23 protein-coding genes are annotated in these 20,916 nt (G+C 63.9%); 9 read left to right on the forward strand and 14 right to left on the reverse strand.

What is annotated here, in order from left to right; translation table 11 throughout:
* Window positions 1-214 precede the first annotated feature (214 nt).
* Together LE548_RS09605 and LE548_RS09610 are read left to right on the forward strand one after the other, a co-directional pair.
* The gene (locus LE548_RS09605) at window positions 215-1,477 is read left to right on the forward strand and encodes a DUF445 domain-containing protein (RefSeq protein ID WP_225096445.1); all 1,263 of its coding nucleotides are present in this window, start codon (window positions 215-217) and stop codon (window positions 1,475-1,477) included.
* Window positions 1,478-1,656: 179 nt separating this feature from the next.
* Window positions 1,657-3,138: an MFS transporter gene (locus LE548_RS09610; protein ID WP_225096249.1), complete on the forward strand. Its 1,482-nt coding sequence runs from the start codon at window positions 1,657-1,659 to the stop codon at window positions 3,136-3,138.
* A 146-nt stretch (window positions 3,139-3,284) separates the two neighbouring features.
* Here LE548_RS09610 and LE548_RS09615 read toward each other — a convergent pair whose 3' ends face one another.
* Entirely contained in the window at window positions 3,285-3,587 is a 303-nt protein-coding gene (locus LE548_RS09615) for a hypothetical protein (protein ID WP_225096250.1), read from the reverse strand.
* Between the two features lie 175 nt (window positions 3,588-3,762).
* On the opposite strand from LE548_RS09615, the gene LE548_RS09620 reads away from it, so the two are divergent.
* On the forward strand, window positions 3,763-4,566 hold the full coding sequence (locus LE548_RS09620; protein WP_225096251.1) for an inositol monophosphatase family protein: 804 nt from the start codon (window positions 3,763-3,765) through the stop codon (window positions 4,564-4,566).
* 185 nt (window positions 4,567-4,751) lie between these two features.
* Here the strand turns inward: LE548_RS09620 and LE548_RS09625 are convergent, their stop codons facing one another.
* Window positions 4,752-5,330 carry a TetR/AcrR family transcriptional regulator gene (locus tag LE548_RS09625; RefSeq protein ID WP_225096252.1) on the reverse strand — a complete coding sequence of 193 codons (579 nt, stop codon included), beginning with the start codon at window positions 5,328-5,330 and terminating at the stop codon, window positions 4,752-4,754.
* Between the two features lie 89 nt (window positions 5,331-5,419).
* Between LE548_RS09625 and LE548_RS09630 the strand changes: the two genes are divergently transcribed.
* On the forward strand, window positions 5,420-5,866 hold the full coding sequence (locus tag LE548_RS09630) for a DUF1772 domain-containing protein (protein WP_225096253.1): 447 nt from the start codon (window positions 5,420-5,422) through the stop codon (window positions 5,864-5,866).
* 192 nt (window positions 5,867-6,058) lie between these two features.
* Entirely contained in the window at window positions 6,059-6,409 is a 351-nt protein-coding gene (locus LE548_RS09635) for an antibiotic biosynthesis monooxygenase (RefSeq protein WP_225096254.1), read from the forward strand.
* Between the two features lie 233 nt (window positions 6,410-6,642).
* On the opposite strand, the gene LE548_RS09640 is transcribed toward LE548_RS09635, so the two are convergent.
* Window positions 6,643-7,056: a hypothetical protein gene (locus LE548_RS09640; protein WP_225096255.1), complete on the reverse strand. Its 414-nt coding sequence runs from the start codon at window positions 7,054-7,056 to the stop codon at window positions 6,643-6,645.
* Window positions 7,057-7,163: 107 nt separating this feature from the next.
* Between LE548_RS09640 and LE548_RS09645 the strand changes: the two genes are divergently transcribed.
* Both LE548_RS09645 and LE548_RS09650 read left to right on the forward strand, forming a co-directional pair.
* Complete coding sequence (locus LE548_RS09645; RefSeq protein WP_225096256.1) at window positions 7,164-7,667, forward strand: LURP-one-related/scramblase family protein; 504 nt, start codon at window positions 7,164-7,166, stop codon at window positions 7,665-7,667.
* A gap of 129 nt (window positions 7,668-7,796) precedes the next feature.
* Window positions 7,797-8,498: a metal-dependent hydrolase gene (locus LE548_RS09650; RefSeq protein ID WP_225096257.1), complete on the forward strand. Its 702-nt coding sequence runs from the start codon at window positions 7,797-7,799 to the stop codon at window positions 8,496-8,498.
* 231 nt (window positions 8,499-8,729) lie between these two features.
* On the opposite strand, the gene LE548_RS09655 is transcribed toward LE548_RS09650, so the two are convergent.
* From LE548_RS09655 to LE548_RS09680, 6 genes are all read right to left on the reverse strand, one after another.
* Window positions 8,730-9,389, reverse strand: a complete 660-nt coding sequence (locus LE548_RS09655; protein ID WP_225096258.1) for a hypothetical protein — start codon at window positions 9,387-9,389, stop codon at window positions 8,730-8,732.
* Between the two features lie 288 nt (window positions 9,390-9,677).
* Window positions 9,678-10,190: a DUF6879 family protein gene (locus LE548_RS09660; RefSeq protein WP_225096259.1), complete on the reverse strand. Its 513-nt coding sequence runs from the start codon at window positions 10,188-10,190 to the stop codon at window positions 9,678-9,680.
* Window positions 10,168-10,368, reverse strand: coding sequence for a hypothetical protein (locus LE548_RS09665; protein WP_225096260.1), 201 nt, complete (start codon window positions 10,366-10,368; stop codon window positions 10,168-10,170). The genes LE548_RS09660 and LE548_RS09665 overlap by 23 nt, the downstream gene beginning before the upstream one ends.
* A 98-nt stretch (window positions 10,369-10,466) precedes the next feature.
* Window positions 10,467-11,054 carry a DUF5753 domain-containing protein gene (locus LE548_RS09670; protein ID WP_225096261.1) on the reverse strand — a complete coding sequence of 196 codons (588 nt, stop codon included), beginning with the start codon at window positions 11,052-11,054 and terminating at the stop codon, window positions 10,467-10,469.
* Window positions 11,055-11,252: 198 nt separating this feature from the next.
* Window positions 11,253-11,495 (reverse strand): DUF397 domain-containing protein, encoded by a 243-nt coding sequence (locus tag LE548_RS09675; RefSeq protein WP_225096262.1) that lies wholly within the window; start codon window positions 11,493-11,495, stop codon window positions 11,253-11,255.
* On the reverse strand, window positions 11,496-12,341 hold the full coding sequence (locus LE548_RS09680) for a helix-turn-helix transcriptional regulator (protein WP_225096263.1): 846 nt from the start codon (window positions 12,339-12,341) through the stop codon (window positions 11,496-11,498).
* Window positions 12,342-12,561: 220 nt separating this feature from the next.
* On the opposite strand from LE548_RS09680, the gene LE548_RS09685 reads away from it, so the two are divergent.
* Together LE548_RS09685 and LE548_RS09690 are read left to right on the forward strand one after the other, a co-directional pair.
* Complete coding sequence (locus LE548_RS09685; RefSeq protein ID WP_225096264.1) at window positions 12,562-13,194, forward strand: ATP-binding protein; 633 nt, start codon at window positions 12,562-12,564, stop codon at window positions 13,192-13,194.
* A gap of 207 nt (window positions 13,195-13,401) precedes the next feature.
* Window positions 13,402-14,622: a DNA cytosine methyltransferase gene (locus LE548_RS09690; protein ID WP_225096265.1), complete on the forward strand. Its 1,221-nt coding sequence runs from the start codon at window positions 13,402-13,404 to the stop codon at window positions 14,620-14,622.
* On the opposite strand, the gene LE548_RS09695 is transcribed toward LE548_RS09690, so the two are convergent.
* The 5 genes from LE548_RS09695 to LE548_RS09715 form a co-directional block, all read right to left on the reverse strand.
* Window positions 14,623-15,117: a very short patch repair endonuclease gene (locus tag LE548_RS09695; protein ID WP_374116046.1), complete on the reverse strand. Its 495-nt coding sequence runs from the start codon at window positions 15,115-15,117 to the stop codon at window positions 14,623-14,625.
* 8 nt (window positions 15,118-15,125) lie between these two features.
* Entirely contained in the window at window positions 15,126-15,863 is a 738-nt protein-coding gene (locus tag LE548_RS09700) for an NgoMIV family type II restriction endonuclease (RefSeq protein WP_225096267.1), read from the reverse strand.
* Window positions 15,864-15,970: 107 nt separating this feature from the next.
* Window positions 15,971-16,561, reverse strand: a complete 591-nt coding sequence (locus LE548_RS09705; RefSeq protein WP_225096268.1) for a hypothetical protein — start codon at window positions 16,559-16,561, stop codon at window positions 15,971-15,973.
* An 11-nt stretch (window positions 16,562-16,572) separates the two neighbouring features.
* Window positions 16,573-18,342: a DEAD/DEAH box helicase family protein gene (locus LE548_RS09710; RefSeq protein WP_225096269.1), complete on the reverse strand. Its 1,770-nt coding sequence runs from the start codon at window positions 18,340-18,342 to the stop codon at window positions 16,573-16,575.
* A complete protein-coding gene (locus tag LE548_RS09715) occupies window positions 18,339-20,867 on the reverse strand; it encodes an ATP-binding protein (protein WP_225096270.1) in 2,529 nt (842 codons plus the stop codon). Before LE548_RS09715 ends, LE548_RS09710 begins: the two co-directional genes overlap by 4 nt.
* Between the last annotated feature and the right edge of the window lie 49 nt (window positions 20,868-20,916).

Raw genomic sequence — 20,916 nt, forward strand, 5'->3', positions numbered from 1 at the left:
GGAGCCTGGGCTCCGGTCTTGGTGTGCCCATGATGCGGTATCCGTTGTGAGCAGACGCCGGGAACTCTTGTTCCGTTCCGGGAGTCGGTCAGGAAGGGACAATTGTGTGCGGGCTCACCGCACGGGTGGACCGGAACGGGTGGAGCTGATGGAAGCGACCGAGACCGAGACGGAGACAGCGCAGGCGTCGGCGCGGGGTGTGTCGTACAAGACGATGACGGCCTTCACTCCGGCCGACGAGGAGCGTCGGCGTGGGGTGCGCCGGATGAAGCTGACGGCGACCGGCATGCTGCTGTTCGTGGCGCTGGTCTATGTCCTTGCCAAGCTCGCCACGCACGAGGGCGCCGGAGCGTGGGCGGCGTATGTCGCCGCGGCGGCGGAGGCGGGCATGGTGGGTGCGCTGGCCGACTGGTTCGCGGTCACGGCGCTGTTCCGGCATCCTCTCGGCCTGCCCATTCCGCACACCGCGATCATCCCCACGAAGAAGGATCAGCTGGGCATCTCCCTGGGCGAGTTCGTCGGGGAGAACTTCCTCTCTCAGGACGTCGTACGGCAGCGGCTGCGCGCGGTCGGCATCGGCGGCCGGCTCGGGGCCTGGCTGGCGGAGCCGGAGCATGCGGACCGGGTGACGGCGGAGTTGGCGACGGCGCTGCGCGGTGCGCTGACCGTGCTGCGGGACTCCGATGTGCAGGCGGTCGTCGGGGAGGCGATCACCCGGCGGGCGGGGGCGCAGGAGATCGCGCCGGGCATCGGCAAGATGCTGGAGAAGGTCGTCGCCGACGGTGGGCACCGGCGGGTGGTGGATCTGGTGGTGGCCCGTGCGCACGACTGGCTGGTGCTGCACCGGGACGATGTGATGGTGGCTGTGGAGGGCGGCGCGCCCGGCTGGACCCCGAGATTCGTGGACCGCAAGGTCGGCGAGCGTGTCTACAAGGAGCTGCTCCGCTTCGTCACCGAGATGCGGGACATGCCCGGCCATCCGGCGCGTGGCGCTCTCGACCGCTTCCTCACCGACTTCGCCTCCGACCTGCAGTCCGATACGGAGACCCGGGCGCGGGTGGAGCGGCTCAAGGGTGAGGTGCTGGGCCGTGGCGAGGTGCAGGACCTGATCGCGTCCGCTTGGACGGCCGTACGGTCCATGATTGTGGCGGCGGCCGAGGACGAGCGCAGCGAGCTGCGGTTGCGGGTGCGGGCCGCGCTGTTGTCGCTGGGCCGGCGGATGGCGACCGAGGCGAAGGTGCAAGGGAAGGTCGACAGCTGGGTGGAGGGCGTGGCGGTGCATGTCGTGACGACGTACCGCGCGGAGATCACCTCGTTGATCACCGACACCGTGGCCGGCTGGGACGCCGAGCACACCACCCGGAAGATCGAGGCGCACATCGGCCGCGACCTGCAGTTCATCCGGATCAATGGCACGGTGGTGGGGTCACTGGCGGGACTGCTGATCTATGCGGTGACGCGGACGCTCGGCGCGTGACGGTGCGGACGCTCAGTGCGTGACGGCGGGGACGCTCGGCGTGTGACGGTGTGGACGCTCGGCGCCTGACGGGGCAGACGCTCGTGCGTACGCTCGGCGCCTGACGGCGGGGGCGCTCGGTGCCTGATCGCGTGGAACACGGGCACCCGTCCTGCCGTCCCCTTCCTGAGGAGGGTCCCATGGCCGCAGCCGAGAGCCCGGCGCCGCCGCCCCGGACCGCCGGCCGGACGATCATCACGGACATCCCTGCCCGGCTGGACCGCCTGCCCTGGTCCCGCTGGCACTGGACGATCGTGATCGGGCTGGGCACGGTATGGATCCTGGACGGCCTGGAGGTGACGGTCGTCGGTAACATCGCGGGGCGCCTGGCGGAGCCCGGCAGTGGTGTGCCGATCACCTCGGGCCAGATCACGGGCGTGGCGGCGGCGCTGTATGTGGCGGGCGCCTGTTCGGGGGCCCTCTTCTGGGGCCGCCTGACGGACCGCTACGGCCGCAAGAAGCTGTTCATGATCACCTTGGCGGTGTATCTGGCGGCCACGGCGCTGACGGCGGTCTCCTGGGAGGCCTGGTGGTTCTTCCTGTTCCGCTTCCTGACCGGCTTCGGTATCGGCGGCGAGTATGCGGCGATCAATTCCGCGATCGACGAGCTGATCCCGGCGGACCACCGCGGCCGGGTGGACCTGATCATCAACGGCAGCTTCTGGCTGGGCGCGGTAGGGGGTTCGCTTCTTTCGATCGTCGCGCTGAACACGGCCCTGTTGCCGAAGGACCTGGGCTGGCGCCTGACCTTCGCGCTGGGCGCGGTCCTGGCCCTGGTGATCCTTCTGGTACGCCGGCACGTCCCGGAGAGCCCGAGGTGGCTGCTGATCCACGGCAGGGACCGGGAGGCGGAGGAGATCGTCTCGGGCATCGAGCGCCGGGTGGAGCGGGAGAAGGGTGTACGGCTGCCCGCGCCGGCGCAGGAGCTGCGCATCCGCCAGCGTGGGAGCGTGACGTTCGCGGAGATCGCGAGCACGGTCTTCGGCCGGTACCCGAGGCGGGCGGTGCTGGGTTTCTCTCTGTTCGTGGGCCAGGCGTTCCTGTACAACGCGATCACGTTCGGCTTCGGCGCGATCCTGACGAGGTTCTTCGCCGTTCCGGCCGACCGTACGGGCTACTACTTCGCGGTGATCGCGGTGGGGAACTTCTGCGGCCCGCTCCTGCTGGGGAAGCTGTTCGACACGGTGGGCAGGAGGGTGATGATCTCTTCGACGTACCTGCTGTCGGGTCTGCTGCTGTTCGGCACGGCGTGGCTGTTCGACCGGGGCGTGCTGAGCGCGGGCACGCTGACGCTCTGCTGGTGTGCGGTGCTGTTCTTCGCGTCGGCGGGCGCCTCCAGCGCCTACCTGACGGTGTCGGAGGTTTTCCCGATGGAGACGCGCGCGATGTCGATCGCCTTCTTCTACGCCCTCGGCACGGCGGCCGGCGGCATCAGCGGCCCTCTGCTCTTCGCCGACCTCACGGGCACGGGCAGGGTCGGCGACACGGTCCTGGCGTTCTCGATCGGCGCGACGCTGATGTGCGCGGCGGGCGTGGTGGCGGCGGCCCTGGCGGTACGGGCGGAACGCCGTTCCCTGGAGGACATCGCGCGTCCGCTGACGGCGGTGGGGAGCGGGCCGTGAGGGTGGTCAGGCACCGGTGCGGTGGCTGACCGGTGCTGGGTACGGCGTGGCCAGCACCTGCTGGAAGCAACGCCGTACCCGGTGGAGCGCATCGCGGCCCGGACGGGCTCTTTCCCGGACGGGCTCTTCGAGGAGCCCGTGCCGGCTCAGGCCTTACGGTCGGCGACGGCCCAGGAGGCGAGGGCGACGGCGCCGGCGACACCGAAGACGGACGGCCAGGCGCCGACCTTCTTGGCCAGCGGGTGCGAGCCCGCGAAGGCGGCGACGTACGCGGCGCTCAGCGCCCCCGCGGCCTTCACTCCGGCTTGCTTGCGCCACTGCTGAGCGGCAGCAACCCCCGCAACAGTCAGCACGGCCCCCCCGAGCTGCCGCTTCTTGGTCCACCGGGCCACGCCGTACCCCCCGACAAGCCCGGCACTGGCGATCACCGCGCTGGGAACCTTGGCCATGACTGCCTCCTCTGTATGTCTTTGTATGTGACATCGAGGCTAACGAGGGACCGCGGGCCGGGGCGCACCAGCCCCACCGAAAGCGCAGGCCGGGGCTGTGGCATCCTGCCTCCCGTCTGCCCCTGTCCTGCTCTCTGTCCTGTCTCTGTTCCTGACTTGCCGGGCGGTGAACCTGATGGCGAACGACCTGGACTCGATCCTCGACCAGGCGCTGACGATCGCGACGGAGCTGGCCGCGTGGGCATCGGAGACGATCCGCCGCCCGCGCGTGGGCGGTGTCCGGGAGAAGGCGGGCCCGGCGGACATCGTGACGCGGACGGACGAGGCGATCGAGGCACACGTCCGCTCGGTCCTGCGGTCTGCATTCCCGACGCACGGCGTCGAGGGCGAGGAGTACGGCGTGACCGAGCCGGCCTGCCCGAACGCCCCGTACTGGGTGGTGGACCCGTTGGACGGCACCACGAACTACGCCCACGGCATCGGTTGGTGTTCCTTCTCCCTGGGCCTGGTGGCCCCCGACGGCACCCCCGTGCTGGGCGTGGTGGCCGACCCCTGGCGAGGCGAGACTTTCACGGCGATCCGGGGAAGAGGGGCGCAGCTGAACGGCACTCTGATCCAAGCAGCCCCGCACACCACCCTCACCGGCCACCTCTTCCTGACGGAATGGGCAGCCCACTCCCACTGGCCGGGCCTGGACCCCCTGCTGTCGGCCCTGTCCCACCGCCACTGCACGACCAGGGTGATGGGCTCCACGGCCCTCTCCCTGTCCCAGGTGGCGGCCGGCCGGGCCACGGCGGCAGCGATCGGCGAGTTCCACGCGGTGGACGGTTTGCCGGCGTACCTGATCGCGACGGAGGCGGGGGCGGTGGCGCTGCCACGGGTCCCCGTGTACGACGAACCGTTGCTGCTGGCGGCGCCGGGGGTGGCGGGGGAGATGGCGGAGGTGTGGGAGGCGAGCCGGGGGAGCGAGGCGGATTAGGGCGCGTAGGGCGCGTATCGGGTCGTGATCGATGAGCATCGCAGCTTGCGGGGCGAGTGCCCGGCTGGGACACGGGACCCGGCGGTCTGTGGCTGCGCCGTGTGGACGCGAGTGACCGGAAGCGTTGCCGGAGGCACGCAGCCGGGGCCCGAGCGTCCCGGCTGCGTGCCCGCCGGGACGGTGTGTCAGACCATGGCGAGGCGGTCCACCAGCAGTTCCACCCTCTGCTCGGTGTACTCCGGCGGCAGCCGTCCCTCCCGGGTCAGGGTCGCGATCCCGTGCAGGGACGCCCAGAACACCTCGGTGAACAGCCCCGGTTCGATGCCGTCCCCGGCGACCTTACCCAGGCACTCCAGCAGCGCGGCGAAGGCGTCCTTCAGCGGCTCCGGGGTGTCCTCCTGCGCGTACGCCAGGCCGCCGTCGAGCTGGAAGATGGCGTCGTAGACGGCCGGGTTGCGCTCGGCGAAGTCGAGGTAGGCGTGGGCCAGGGCGGCGACCCGGGCGCGCGGGCCGTCCGCGGCGCTGGTCGCGGCCCGCACCGCCACGGCCAGCTCGGTGGCGCCATCGAGGGCGACGGCGCCGATGATCTCGCGTTTGCCGCGGAAGTGGCTGTAGAGGACGGGCTGGCTGTATTCGATGCGCTCGGCGAGCCGGCGGGTGGTGACCGCGTCCCAGCCCTGCTGCTCGGCGAGTTCGCGGGCTGTCGCCACGATGAGGCGTTCGCGCTCCGCTCGTTCGCGCTGCTTGCGTTCCTGTACCGACATGCTTCGATCCTAGCATCGCTAGACAAGAGAGCGGCAGCAGTACTAGCGTTGCTTCATCAGCTAGCAACACTAGATGTCGGGGGGGCATCATGCTCAGCGCACTCCAGGTCGTCACCACCGTGGTCCTCGGCCTGATGGTGGGGGTGGAGTTCTCCGTCCTCTTCGTCCTCAACCCGATCCTCAACGCCCTCCCCGAGGACAGCGGCCAACTCGGCCACGCCCACGGAGGCCGGATGCTCGGCGCCGTGATGCCGGTCTGGTACATCGGCTCGCTCGTCCTCATCGTGGTCTGGGCCATCGCCGGCTGGCACCACCACGGCACCGGCCTCGTCGTCGCCGCCGGGGCGCTGCTGATCCTCAGCGTGATCATGTCGATCCTGCTGCTCGTCCCGATCAACAACCGCAACAAGACGTGGACCCCCGAGGACCGACCCGAGGACTGGAAGGAGCAGCTGAACCGCTGGGTCCGCTTCCACTACGTCCGCGTCGCCGTCATCATCGCCGCCTTCACCCTGCTCGTCGCCGCCCTCGCCTGAGCCCGCGGGCTCATCTGCCCGGTCGTCAGCCGCAACCGCTCGGCCATGCGCCCGCAGTGCGGCACCGCCACCTCCCTCTACATCCCCTCTACATCCAGGACCCGGACACCAACACCCTCGAACTCCGCCGGCATCCCCAGGACGCGGGCGCCGGCGACACCCACTGACCGACAGCGAGAGGAAGTACCGAAAATGGCCAAGCTGCAGACCCTGGACCCGAACACGCCGTTGTTCGCGCAGTTCAAGGAGAAGACCGGGCCCATCGTCCTGGCCAACACCTTCGTCGTTCCGAAGGAGAGGACCGAAGCGTTCCTGGCCCTCTTTCACCGGCAGGCGGAGTTCATGAAGGCTCAGCCGGGATTCGTCTCCCTGCAGATGCACAAGGGAACGGCGGACAGCCAACTACTGATGAACGTCGCCGTCTGGGAGTCGACCGAGGCTCTCGCCACGGCGTTCGCCAGCCCGGAGTTCCAGCGCATGGCTGCCGCGTCCCCCGACGACATCGTGTCGTACCCGCACATCTTCGAGCAGATCGACGTATGACACGGCAGCCGCAGCCGGGGGAGGGCAGCCGGAGAAGCCCTGCCTTCCCCCGGGCGGTCACGCATCCCTGCACCGTGCCGGGCCGCCAGGGCCGCCGAGCGAAAGGGAGTGGAGGCCGCTGCCGATTCAGACCGAGAGCGCGCCGACGCTGTCCCCTGGAAGCCTCAACCATCCTTCACGGCGGGCTGGTTGAGGCATCTGTCCGAGAAGGGCGCGATCGGCCCTGATCGTCCTCAGTACTGGCGCCTGCCCCGGAAGACCCGGCGGACGAGGTGGATGATCAGCCAGACGACCAGGGCGATGAAGAGGATCACGAGGATCACGACGACCAGAAGGAAGATGCCGAGCTTCTTGAGGAAGCTCTTCTTCTTGGTCCTCGTCTTGCGGAGATGGACCGCAGACGCGCGATGTGCGGACGTGGCCTGCCTGAAGCGGGTGCCGGCGACAGCGCCCGGAACCGCGGTGACGGCGCGTACGGTACCGGTGGTCGCCGCTGCCGTCCTTGTCACCGAGGCGTGCCGAGCGGCGGCCGCTGCGGTGGACGATGCGGCGGCGGCCGGTGTCACCGCCAGGCCGAGGCCCAGCAGCAGCGTGAGAAATACGGTTGCCGCGCGGCCGTTACGGCCCGGTCGGCGTGTGATGGTCATTCATGTCCTCCCCGTGTCGGATGCGGATGCGGTTGCCGCCTTGCGTAATGCCGCAACTATTGTCTGCGAGACAGTGCTTCCCCTCTCTGGAACCGGACGGTGTACTGATGCGATACCTGGTGCGCGACCGCATGCTGGCCTTCCACGAGGAGGCCTGGGTCGAGACGGAACACCGGGAGAAGTTGTTCAAGGTCAACCGCAAACTCCTGCGGCTGCGCACCACGTTCGACTTCGTCGGCACCGACGGCAATCAGGTGGCGAGCATCGTCAAGAAGGCGCTCACCCTCCACCACACCATCCTCGTCAAGCAGAACGGCGAGACCGTGGGCCGCATCAGCAAGCGCACGTTCCGGATCTTCGGAGACCGCTTCAAGGTGACCCTGCGCGGCGGGCGCCGACTGCGGATAGCGGGCAACCTCTGGGACCGCGAGTTCGACATCGCGGACGACAGCGGCACCCTGGCACACATCTCGCGCCGCTGGTTCACCATCCGCGACGCCTACGCGGTCGACGTGATGAGCGAACCGGACTGGCTGCTCCTGATCATCCTCGCGGTGTGCGTGGACCACATCATCGAGGACCGCGAGGGGGAGCAGCTCACCAACCTCTGACGTTCGCACCTCGGTGACCGCACGGACATCCTGTGATCCATGCACATCCTGTGACCCACGCACATCTTTGACGCTCGTACGACGACGCGCCGTTGACACGGCGCCGGACCGGGGGAGAACCACCTCGCCATGATGGGCCATTCGCACGCCGTGAGCGGCGCCCTGCTGTTCGCCGGCACCGCTCCCTATCTGCCACCCGCGCTGCTGCACACGCATCTGTCGCCCCAGGAGATCCTCATGGGCACGGTGCTGTGCGCGGGCGCCGCACTGCTTCCGGACCTGGACCACCACGACGGCACGATCGCGAACTTCCTCGGTCCGGTCTCCCGGTGGCTGTGCCGGTTCGTCGCGTTCGTCTCCGGTGGCCATCGCCATGCCACCCACTCCCTGCTCTTCGTCGCCTTCATGACGGCCGGTACCTGGGCCGGAATCGCCTATCTCGGCAGGCCGTTCACCCTCGGCATGTGCTTCTTCCTGCTGGCGCTGGCCGTGCGGGCACTCAATCTCTGCCCGCCCGGACACGGCTTCCATGCCTGGGGCACCATCGTGGCACTGGCCGCCCTCGGCACCGCCGCCATCGACAAGTTCATCCCGTCCACGCCGGGCTGGCTGCCCTACCTGGTCGGCCTCGGCTGCCTGGCCCATCTTCTCGGCGACTCCCTCACCAAGCAGGGCGCGCCCTGGCTGTGGCCGCTGAAGACGCGCTACGAGCTCGTGCTGATCAAGAGCAGCGGCAACAAGCTGGAGACCGAGATACTGACGCCCCTGATGGGCGCCGGCACCATCGCCCTGCTCTGGCTGACCGTACTGTCACCGCATGCCCTGCACTGAGGCGGGCGGCCGAGCACAAGCCGGGTCATCGGTGTCGGGTCGGCCGACGGCCCTGGCCGTCGGCGCGGCGACCCGCATGCTGGGCGCGCTCGGTCCCCTTCGACAGGGTTCGCTGTTCGGCGGCTCCGCCTTCGGCACCCAGGTTGCCGTTGATTACTGGTTGGTGGGTTCGCTGCTCCGATAAGGCTGTTGCTTCTCAGGAGCGTCGCCGCCAGCAACGACGATGGCCGGTCAAGTGGTCGGCTGGGTACGAATCACGAGCACGTCTTGACGGAGTTCGTCGTCCGGCCCGGGCAATCCGGCCCAGGTGGCGATCGCGGCAAGGAGGTTGAACGAGCGGCGGGGTGCACAGGTGACCTGCGGGAAGCTCTCTGGTCCGCGGGTGAGATAGGCGAGTGTCGCGCGGGCGGCGGCTTCGGCGTCGGCAGCGTGCTGTCCGGCCGCCACCGGCACAGGCTTACCGGTGGCGGAGACGAAGGCCTCGGTCAGCAGGAGATAGGCCTGCCCGGCGGTGAAGCGCTCTGGCTGGGTGGTCACGGCCGTTTGCGGAGCGAGCGCATGCAGGCGGGAGAGCATCCATGCAGTCTGCGCGATGCCGGTGGCCAGTGCTCCGGCGCCGGCTCCGGCCGACCAAGCCCGGTTGCCTTCTCCCGTGCGGGCGCGGCCCAGCCACTGCCACTCATCACCATGTGGAGCTGGGACGGGGATGGCCATGGGCGCTTCCACGGCCAGGACCGCCCGCCCATCCTCATTCAGAGACCGGACCAGAGCCTGAACAGCGCCCTCTGGGTCGTTCCCGCAGGAGACCACGGGGCGCTCCGGCGAGTCGACGGCTGCCCAGGCGAAGTTGGACTGCTTCACCGACCCGATGTCCACGCCCACGACGCGCATGGGATCTGCTCCCCCTTCGACACCATCGGCGTGCCGGACGCCTGCCTTGTGGCGCCGGTTTCCAGCGCGCGGGCAGGATCATCTCACGCTGCTTCCTCTGAAACAGGCCTACGAAGAACTCCAGCCGGGCTCGCGGCGCCAGAAAAGGGCGGGGTTCATACTCCACACCGAATGTGGCTGTACAGGCGAGCCGGACCTCGCGCAGACGTTGACCGAGAGCCCTACGGGCTTCGTGAACGCTGGAGGAAGGGGACGACATGGCGTTGCGTTGGACTCTTCCCCACCCGATCAGGCGAGTTGATAGTCAGCGTGCGGAATGCCCAGTGCCCACACCGACTCGAAGGCATCGGCACACAGTCTGAGTTCCTGGGGGTCGGTGCTGACGGACGGCTCCAGCCACTCACCCTCGTCGTCGAAGTGATTCACGAGCAGCAGGGACGAGTCGAACAGCCAGAAGTCGTTGCCGGGCAGGGCAATACCGGTGGCTTTCCTGCGCGACAGCCAGCGCACTTCCTCGCCTGCGGCTATGTTCAGGCCTTCGGTCACCTCGTGCTCGAACCGGATGTACGTGCTCACCGGCTCGGACACGATCCGGGCACGGCGGACCTTCACTCCGCGGCTCGTGGCCTCGGAGACCAGGGCGAGCCAGTCGGCCCACCTTTCGGCGGGGTCGATCGCCGCGCCGGCATTCCAGTCGATGTACGCCGGATCCGACTTCATGTAGGAGTCCCGCATCTCCAGATGGACTGCCGATTCGCGGCAGCTGCGGAACAGTTCCTCAAATGTCGGAACCGTGGTCACGCTGTACCTCCAAGAAGAACTGGACCATGCGCCGCGGGATCTCCACCACGGACTCATGGCCGGGGATGTCCATCTGGCCGTGCCGCTCATCGTCCAGCACTTTCCATCCCTGCACGAGGTAGGTGTCCTTCTCCTCGTCCAGATAGACCGTCGGGGAGCCGCCGCTCGGGCTCTGCATGGGTCCACCTCCGTCGAAGGTGACGATCCGTGCCAAAGCGTGCCCGGCGAAGCGCCTCGCGGGACAGCAGCTTGCCAGAACTTGCCACGATCACGTGACTACCCGGACGCCGAGGAGGACTGCGCCCAGTCGTCGAGCAACTGCCTTGCAGCGTCGTCCGTATACGCGTGCCCCGCGAATGCTTCGAAGAGTCGGCTGTAGTGCTCAACATCCTTCGCTTCGCGCAGTACGACCCGCCCCGTGAAGACTTCCAACGTCGCCAGAGTTGTGTCGTAGACGGTGAAGGTGTTGAACGGGACCTCGGACACCCGGGCCGACAGTGGAAGCACCTTGACATCCACGTTCGGACGACGCGACAGCGACACGAGATGCTCGATCTGCTGTGCCATGACGGCTGCCTCACACAGCTGCCACCGGATCGCCGACTCGGTGAGCAGGAACTCGAACCGCTTCTCGGGATCGTTGAGTACGGCCTGCCGTTCCAGCTTCAGGGCGATGACTCGGTCGACGTCCCCTGTTGCCGAGGCCGACGTTCGCGTCATGACGTGCCGCATGTACTCGGGCGTCTGAATCAGTCCCGTGGGAATCGAGGGAAGGAAGTACCGCAGGTGTACAGCGCTCTTTTCCAGGGCGGCGAGCTCAAGCTGGACGCCACTCGCAGCGCTGGACTCCGGTTCCAGGTTCATCTGACTCCCAGGCCAACTCGACAGCTCCCCTGTTCCAGCGGTCTCCACCACCCGGCAGGGGATGGCGAGGTGCTGCTGGACATAGGGCCGACCGTAGCAGCGCAGCGCACGCGCGGGGCTCTGCGCGATGAGCCGAGGCAAGACCGCAAGGGCTTCGGAGTGGTCTCCCGTACCGGCGTGCCGGTACGGTCGGGGAACTCATCCCAGCAGGTGCTCCGCCTTGCTTGCCTTGGTGTCCGAAATCATGGATCGCAGGGCGGATGTGAACGCGTTCCAGGCCGGGCCAGGGATCTCAATCCTGGGACCACTGCTGTTCTTCGAGTCACGCACGAGCACGCCAGATGCGACGAAGGCTGTCTCCACACACTCGGTCGCATTGCCGCCGCTGTAGGACGATTTGAACCACATGGGCTCATCAACAGGCTGAGGGCCGACAGACATTCACAGCTCCTTCAAGGCGCGGTGGATCACGGCGGAGGAGGCCTCCATGTCCAACGCTTGTGCCTGGAGGTACTCGAACGCAAGTCTGTATCGCTCCAGTTCCTCGTCCTTCTCAAGGAAGAGGGACCCCGTGTGGAAGTCGACGTACACCACGTCAAGGGCCGGCTCGGGCCCGCCGATGATGACGAAGCTTCCCAGTGCTGCGGCGTGCGCTCCCTTGGAGAACGGCAGTATCTGGAGCGTGATGTGGGGGGACTCGTTCGCTTCGAGCAGTCGGCCAAGCTGCTCCTTCATGGTCTGAGGTGACCCGACGACGCGGCGGATCACAGACTCATCCAAGATCGCCCAGAGCCGCGGCGGCCTCGGACGGGTGAGGATCTCCTGCCGCTTCATGCGGATGTCGACCAGGCGCTCGATTTCCGTCTGTTCAAGGGGTACTTCGTTGGCTTGCTGCAACGCAGTGCTGTATGACCGGGTTTGGAGGAGGCCAGGGACGTAGACGCAGGAGAAGTGGCTTTCGCGTACCGCCTCATCCTCAAGAGTGAGCAGCAGGTTCATGCTCTCGGGGATGGAGTCTGCGAAGGAGTTCCACCAGCCTTGCTGCTTGGCGTCTTTGGCCAGGCCAACAACGGCCCTTCGCTCGGCCTCAGTTGCGCCATATTCGCGGCACAGCGCCTCAACGACGATCCACTTGACCGGCCCCGCCTGGGTCTCGTACCGGCTGACTGTCGCCTTCGAGACGCCGACGAGCCGCCCGGCTTCCTCAAGGGTCAACCCCTTGCGGGCGCGCAACTTGCGCATCATCGCGCCCAGTTGGCGCCGACGTGTTGTGGTCCGCTCGGACATTCGGCTCCTTCGCCGTGCGTCGGGGTGATGGCCCGGAAATCCCCAACAGGCTAGGTATCGCTGAACCGGGCTCACCACCGGATTCACTCGATCGATTCTCGTGAGAAGTTACACGACAAGACTTCTCGTATGCCATGCTCGTGCTCGGATCGCTACGCAGTGCAGCCGTGCGGATACGGCAGGCGCAGGCATGTGCGTGGCCCGGGAGGGAGGAGGGGCCATGCCCGTCTCCGAAACGATCGACCCTCGACTCCGTTGCGTCCTGCCCTTCAAGGCAGTGCCCGTAGAGGTAGGGCGGCTGCGAAGCGCAGCCGCGAGGCAACTGGCCAAATGGGGAATGCCGGTATCTGTCGAGGAAGCCGAAGTCATCGTCACCGAGCTGGCGACGAACGTCGTCAAGCACGTGGGGGAGGGCGCCTCGGCGACGCTGGTATTGGAATGGAGGGGCGACCGCCTGCGGTTGGAGGTGCACGACAGGAGCCCTGCTCTCCCCGCTGCACGGGTGGCGGACTGCTACGAGGAATGCGGTCGAGGCCTGCACCTCGTCGCAGGGCTGGCTATCGACTGGGGTGCCGTTCTTACCGCCGCTGGTAAGGCGGTCTGGTGTGAGGTGCCCCTCAGCGTTGGGAAGGGACGCGAGAGAATCGCGCGGGCCGTCGAAGCGCTGGAGAGGTACCAGAGCGCCAAGACCGGTGCGGGCCGACGAGTGAGGAGCCGGGATGCCGGCCTTGAGGAGTCGGCGGTCGAGCTGATCGCTGATCTCCTCCACTGGACTGCCGCCCGCGGCCACGACCCGGACGACATCCTTGACCGGGCTCAGATGCACTACGAAGCCGAAGCGGACGCTGCCTAGTGGAGGGAGCGGACTTCCGTCGTCCACCCAAGAAGGCGTCCGAGTGATCAATATCGTAGGAGTGTGTAGGCGTGGCGGAGGGTGCGTTCAGCGAACCGCGGAGTGTGGGGCACACTTGGTGAGGTCTCGTTGTCAGTGGGGTCTGTCACCCTCAGTGATGGTGGATTGCAAGATGCGTCTGCCGCTGCACGGCTGTAAGGAGGGGGCATGACCCACACGAAGGAATCGGGGCGCGCGAGCGCAGAGCCGGCCGAGCCCGAGTTCATCTCGATCGAGATCTGCGCTGGTGCTGGTGGACAGGCTGTCGGCCTGCACCAGGCGGGCTTTGGGCATCTGGCCCTGGTCGAGATCGACCAGCATGCTGTTGAGACTCTCGAACTCAACATCAACGACCACGAGGTGTGGGCGTGGGAGAGGGAGCACTGCGACATCCTGTCGGCCGATGTCAAGAAGTTCGACCCTCACAGTGACCTGACCAAGGGTGCTGATCTGCTGAGGAAGAGCGATCTGGACCTCTTGGCCGGCGGTGTTCCCTGCCCTCCGTTCTCGCACGCAGGAAAGCAGCTCGGCAAGGACGATGAGCGAGATCTCTTCCCGCGCATGCTGGAGTTGGTCGAGACTCTGAAGCCCCGGGCCGTGATGATTGAAAACGTCCGAGGGATCATGGACCCCAAGTTCTCGGACTACCGCGACTGGATCAAGGCACGGCTCCAGGGCGGCAAGTACCGAGGCGACGATGGGCAGCTTGCCTATGAAAAAGGTCTTGGCTACACGGTCGCCAAGTGGGGTGTCTTGGAGGCCAGTGATTTCGGGGTGCCACAGCTTAGGCCACGGGCCATCCTCGTCGCGTTCCGGAACGACGTCATCAAGGACCTCAAATACGAGTGGCCCTCGCCTACGCATGAGGATCCGGTCAGTGTCGCAGACAGCCTTGAGCCGTCCATGCGGGAGCGTTTCGAACCGTACTTCGAGGGTGTGCACGCCGAGAAGGCCCGCGATGCCTTTGATCGGTGGCTGAGGAAGGCTCGCGATCGAGATGCCGAACTCAAGGGCAAGGGCGGCGGCATCGCACCCACGCTCGTCGGCGGGTCGAAGAAGCATGGTGGGGCCGATCTCGGACCTAGTCGTGCGAAGGCGGCCTGGAAACAACTTGGCGTCTCGGGCATGGGCGTGGCCAATGATATCGAGACGTCTGCAACGAAACAGACCGAAGACCGTGACCTCTTCGGCCCTGACGGACCGATGCTTACCGTGCGACAGGCAGCCATCATTCAGGGCTTCCCGCCTGAGTGGGACTTCTCGGGCGGGAAGACCGCTCAGTACCGGCAGGTGGGTAACGCTTTTCCGCCGCCGGTGGCCAGGGCTGTCGGCAGGTCGATCATCGACGTACTGAAGGCAGCCAAGGAGCGCGACCAGAAGAAGAGCTGATCAGTCGTTCGCCTTCCCCTTGCGGGCTGCGCTGCGACGCCTCTCGACCTCGGCCGCGATGCGGGCAGCGCAGTCCTCTGAGGGCTCATGTTCCCAGAACCGGAGTACTGTCCAGCCGGCTTCTTCTAGACGTCGGTCGGTGTCCCGGTCGCGGGCGATGTTCCGGGCAACCTTGTCTGACCAGTAGGAGGGGTTGGTCTTCGGTGAAACGTAGTGTTGCGGGCACCCGTGCCAGTAGCAGCCGTCGATGAAAACAGCGAGCTTCGTCGGTCGGAATACAATGTCCGCAGTTCTGTGGAGTCCGGGCAGTGGTTTCGCAGCAACACGGTATCGGAAACCTCGGGCGTGGAGGAGGCTCCGTACCAATCTTTCAGGCTTGGTGTCGCGGCTGCGGATCGCTTGCATGTTTCTGCGTCGAGCTGCAGACGAGGCCCAGGAACCCTCTGGCGCCTGCCAAGGCTGGTCGTCCATTTGTTTCTTCTTGGAATCTTGCATAGAATCCGTCACCATTTAGCCAATGTCATGACCAGCTGCTCATAAGGCAGTACGCGACGTTGTTTCGTGCACTCCTCCCAGTCTCCCTGCTGGCCAATGTTGCCAACATCCCGCACCGCACGATCGAGAGCGTCATAGGCGATATGATAGACAGCGTCGATCTCGCCCGTACCACGGGCGATTGCCACAATTCTTGACGGAAGAGGCTCGGCGGTCACCACGACCAAATGTGGTTGCCTACCTCTACGATGACGAATGAGCCCGTTGAATTCATGACGCGTGTTTTGCACTCGATCGGACCGGATTGTCCACTTGCAAGAGATTGCCGCATGCAGCACGGGGAAACCATCGGTAAGTGGCGAGTCACACGGAATCCCAACGGTGACATCCGGCTTCACCAGGTAGTCAGTTCCGATAGTGATACGCAATTCAGGGTTCGATTTAACCAAGTCATCAAGTGCGTTCAGATGACGGTACTGAGCGAACTGACGCGCCTTAACACCACGTTGGACAATCCACTGGCGATCAGGTTTGGCTTGTAGTAGCTGTGTCTCCAAGTCATTTCGAACGGCCATCTCAAGCAGCTTGCCCGCCTCCCCCTCACCGGGTGCCTGTGCAGTTGGCACAGCAAGGTGACGAAGCATTGCCCTGGCCAGAACTTTCGATTGCTCACTGTCTGAGTCAGCGACGTTGGGAACGCCGGAGGCTCGCCAGCCGAGAAGGAGGGAAGCGAAGGGAGCAGTCATGGACAAAGGCTACTGCAGGGGCGTTCTGCGCTGCAGCCCAGCAGAACATCCCCGCAGTAGCAAACAGGGCCAGTGTATGCAGCAGATGCTGACGCTAGGGTACTCCGTCAACCGCCGAGTACCGTAAGGGCGGCTTCTCTTACGCTGCTGGGGGCCTTCTTGCTGCGAAGGTTGTTTTTGATGATGGAGGGGATAATGCCTATGTCTAGGGTGAGCGACTTAAGCATGTAGACGTCCACACCGTTGGCCTTGCGTGTTTCAATATCTAGCCCAAGCTCCCGCAGTTCACGGGTTCGGCGTTCGGCATGAACTGAGTCCTTCGTCACTACTCGCAGCAGTGAAGCAGTCACCGGATTTCCGAGATGCTGAAGCAGCAGAGTGAAAAGTTCTTCATGTGTGCGGCTGCCGTATGGGACGCTTAGGTACTCCTCGGGAATTTGGTCACCATACTGCGATAGCATGACTTCGCTAAGCTCCTTGCGAAGATCCTGGAATGTTGTAATTCCGCTCGGAAGACTCGTGCGGATGAGGGCCTGCATCGATTCGGCAAGCAAACGCTTTGCATAGAGATATGTATCCAGAAGGTCCTGTGCGGAAGAGTCCTGCTGGATCTGCTTGAGCAATTCCCCAACTGCATGTTCGGTGGACGGCTTGAGCCGATTCCAGTCAGCCAGCGGGGTGGACTCAGAGTCGGGCATTAGACGGACTCCTATCTCTTCATGGCGTCGATGACACTGCTGTCAGGAGGGTATCGGAGTATGTGGCTGTCTTCACCGGCATTTTCTACAGCTTCCAGATCACCTAGCCACTCGCGGAGGAACTGAGCGCCGGCCACATCAGGGCTGTTGGCTCGAAGGAAGGTAACTTGGCTGCCAATCTTTACGCGTGAATCACGCGTAGTTGTGTCGGGCGAACGGAGCGAGTCGCGCAGGCTCAGGCCTGCCGCGAAACGACGGATATCAGAGACGAAGTCCAGAACAACCACTTTGTCCTTTCCTGGTGCTAGGCGCAGGCCACGCCCCAGTTGCTGGACAAAGATTCGCCGACTATGTGTGACACGCTGGAAGACCACGATGTTGACATCAGGAACGTCGATGCCTTCGTTAAGCACATCAACAGCACACAGGACACCAATGCGGGCGTCAGAAAAATCCCAAAGAATGCGATTGCGTGTTGGAATATCTACAGTCTTGCCACCTGAAGTCCGTGAGGCGATGACGTCGGCGTTGGTAAAGCCCAATGCATTGATGCGACCAGCCATGCGTTCAGCGTGGTCGATCGTGCCGCAGAAAACAATGGCTCGTGGGTTAGGCTGCTCTAGCCACACCTCAGCAAGCCGATTTACTACAGCGTCATCCCACTCATCTATGAACAACGTGCGATTTATTCCCCGTGGAGTCAAGGGCGGGAAGGGCTTGGAAAGTCCACGAACCAAACCATCCCAATCAATGTTGTCTGTGAACATCCGGTAGTCAACGTTGGCCAGGTACCCTTCCCGGAGGCCGCGAACCATGTCTATGTCTACGATGGGGTAGTCGAACCACTGGGCCAAACTCTTCCCATCCGGCCTCCACGGTGTGGCAGTCATACCAAGAAGGAAGGCCCCGCCATTCCCAGCTGAAACCTCACTCAAAATTGTGTTGTAAGCCAAAGTGCCGAGATGGTGGCACTCATCGACGATCACAAGACCGAACTCTGGAAGAGTACGTCCTGCTGCCGCTGCGGAGGCAACACTGTCTACACATGCAAAAACAATATCCGTATCAGCCAGCGCATCGGCATCCGGGCGCTCATAGCCGTTCCACACCACGGTTGAGACAGAGGATGGCAGCATAGGCCAAAAGGACTTCTCAAGCTGGTATACAAGTTCGTTACGGTGCGCCAGGACCAGAGTTTTGGCGCTTGGCCGAGAAGCGTGGAAACGCCGATAAAACTCGGCAGCGACAAACGTCTTCCCAAGCCCTGTCGCAAGCACGACCAAGGCGCTGCGAGATCCGTTGACCAACTCTCCCATCGACTGATTCACCGCTCGCTCTTGGTAGGAGCGCAACTGGTAATGCTCGGGCAGCCGTTGAGACAAGGAATTAATTGGGATGCGTTCAGCTTGCCTCATCAAGGCACGCCGATCCCACAATTGCAGAGGAACTCCGTTGGCTGCCAAATGCTCTCGCTGGGCACGTACCGAGGTCTCGAAGCCGTTCAAGCTCACCACAACAGGAATATCGGCATCGTAGCGCCTACACGCGGAGATGGTCTGCGCAATAACCTCTGGTCCCACGGGGGTTTTCCAGCGTTTAACTTGGAACAGCCATCTACGTCCATTGAGTGTGCCGATTACATCGGCCCCTCCGTCGCCGGAGGCGCCCACGAGTTGAACACCGGTGTATCCGCGAGCGATGAGGAGACGCTGCACTGTGCGCTCAAAGGCTTGCCATCCTGTTCCCGCCAGGTGCAGATCTGAGACAATGCGTTGAGTCATGAGAGCTTGTCAGCCAGGAACTCGACGGCTGCGCGGGCGCGAACGACGATGAGCCGCTCTGGTTGTTCGTAACGCATGTAAGAGGCGCAGTCCTCCAAGCAGCGTAGATATTTGAGTCTCAGATCCTCTCGCAATCTCCCTGCGATGACCTGGCCGACTTCGGCTTCACTCGGCCATGGATCTTGCCAAACAAGTCCGTTGAACCAGCCCTCGGCGTGATGAGCGAAGAAAGCCGTGACGGTGTCACGGTCACAGTAACGCAGATAACCACCTGTGCTTTTTAGCCGACCGAGTTCGGCCAGATCGACGCCAGCCTTGACCATCGACTCAGCCAGCGCCAGCTGCTGGGCCTCGTCAAGCTCGCCGTAAAAGTCGTCAGCATGTGGCGCAGTCAGGATTTTCTCGGTGATCTGACTGAACAGAGTCTTGATGTCATCGCGTACGGTGTCAGCACTATCAGTGACTGCGTCCCCCCAAGCTGCCTTGAGGATGTCCGCAGTCAATCCGCTAATTGTGTGTGCGGGCTGCGTTTGCAGGTTTCGGTGAAGGGAATGGATGAACTGTGCTGCTTCTGATGCAATGAGATACTCAGGGCGAAGGCCCATTGCAGTGAAGGCAGAATGAGTTGGGTCCAGATATACCGTGATCTGCCCCATTTTCGCCTCCGTGACCATTGGAACTGAATCACGGCCGAATGAGGGAATGATCGGACGGTGTACCGTTCTCACCTTTATGTCAAGCGGACTGCTCTTGGTGCCATCTGCGAGATCGATTGACAGCTGAAGTGCTTCTAGAGCTGGATCTTCGATTGAGTTTGGGGTGAGAGACTCAGGGCTGGCTGGATGAAGCGCACCCTTGATGCTGTCGCACTTTTCGCAGTATTCAGCATCGGCTTTATTATCTTCTGAGCAGAAAGTGCATTTCCAGGGAGATTTAACCTTGGGGATCTGTGATGTGCCGCAGTGCGCGCACGATGACGCGGAGCGTGGAATTTGCGCTCGACAATCCGAGTTGAGGCACGCTTTCCCGTTCAGGACTTGGCCGCATCCGCCGCATTCCTCAGCTGCCGCCGTATTCTGAAAGCCACATTCCTCGCATTCGGGGAGATCCTGAATTGGTGGCTCGCCTGCCGTTTCTACCAGTTCCCACCACTTTTCGTCGGTGTAATAGCCTGGCTCATGGCTGAGGAATTTTTGATAGTAGGCCCGTTCGGTCTCACGTGAGATGCGGTCGGCCTTTCCTTTCGCGGGATTGTATTGCCCCATATACATGTCGCCGCGGCCGAAGTTACGGACCTTTCGGTAGCCCTGAAAGAGCCGCGATACATACGAGTCGTTGCCCTCGCCGTCACTCCACTTAGTGGGAAGCAGAGAGCCGCCGCGTAGGTACCGCATTGCAGCCTGCCACTCGTCCGTTGCCTGCTGGAAGTTCTGCTTTTGGAAGTCCACTGGAACCTGATCGAGGTGGACCTCGCCAACGATTCTTCCGTACTGCTGATCGATGGGGTATTCACGTTCTGATCTGCCCGTAGATTCATCCGTGAATTCGAAGAAGGCGGTCTTTTCCGCTACGCGGATGGCTCGCCCATTTCGGATCAAGTCAATGCCGAAATCATTTTGATCATCGAAGCGCTGGACCCCCACCCAGCCGCGGACCCGGTGTACGATCTCCCGGCTCTCGGTCCCTTGGCATCGGGGGCATTTTTCCGAGTCCCCGAAGTCAGTACCGTCGTGGAGGCACCGGCGTGCCCGATCGATTTCGTCGTCAAACCTAATTAGTGCCGGGATTTTCCCATGCCCCTGACGCTCAACAAAACGCTTCTCTGACCACACGCAATGCTCGTATGGCTGGCATCGTTCGTTGTTGACGCTAATAACTACTGGAGTCGTAGTGCTATCTCCACGCAGGAGAGAGGCATAGCGACGCCCCAGCCGCTCTCGAAGTGTCTTCTTAGGCATCTTGACCAGGCTTCGGATGAACCCCCCATTCGGGTCCCCGTCTGGCCACCACTCGCGAATTTCTACGACGGTTCCGTGTTCCAAGCCGTGCGGTTTTTCGATCTGCTCAGATTGTGCGGTGAACTTCTGTTCCTGGATCAGCTTCGGGAGATCGAGAGTGACCTGGATTGCGTAGTCATCTTCAGTGCGAGCTGAAATCACTCTAGTGATGCGCCCCATTTTGCCGGTGGCGATATTAAAGCCCATGCCAAAGAGGCCGAGGGTGTCGAAGTGGTTCTTCGACGAATATCCAGCCCGCATTGAGTCGGCGATCTGATTTTCCGAGAGCCCTGGTCCCGTATCTCGAACTCTTATGATCCCCTCATTGCGGCTTACCTCAGTGGCACTGGGGATGTCGATCAATACTTGCCGAATTGGTGATGGCTTGCCGGAAATGGCGGCCGATCGAAATGAATCGATCGCGTTGTCGATGAGCTCACTCAGTGCATCGAGAGGACTGATGGGGGTGCGGGTCAGCGCCATCAGTACTTGTGGCGTCGGAGCGATATCCACCGGCTTGGGTGCCATTTAGGGTCTATCCGTCCTCAGATTTAGAGTGGTTTCGCGGGTAGCTAAG

It is taken from the genome of Streptomyces sp. CoH27 (assembly GCF_020181035.1).
GTDB lineage: Bacteria > Actinomycetota > Actinomycetes > Streptomycetales > Streptomycetaceae > Streptomyces > Streptomyces camelliae.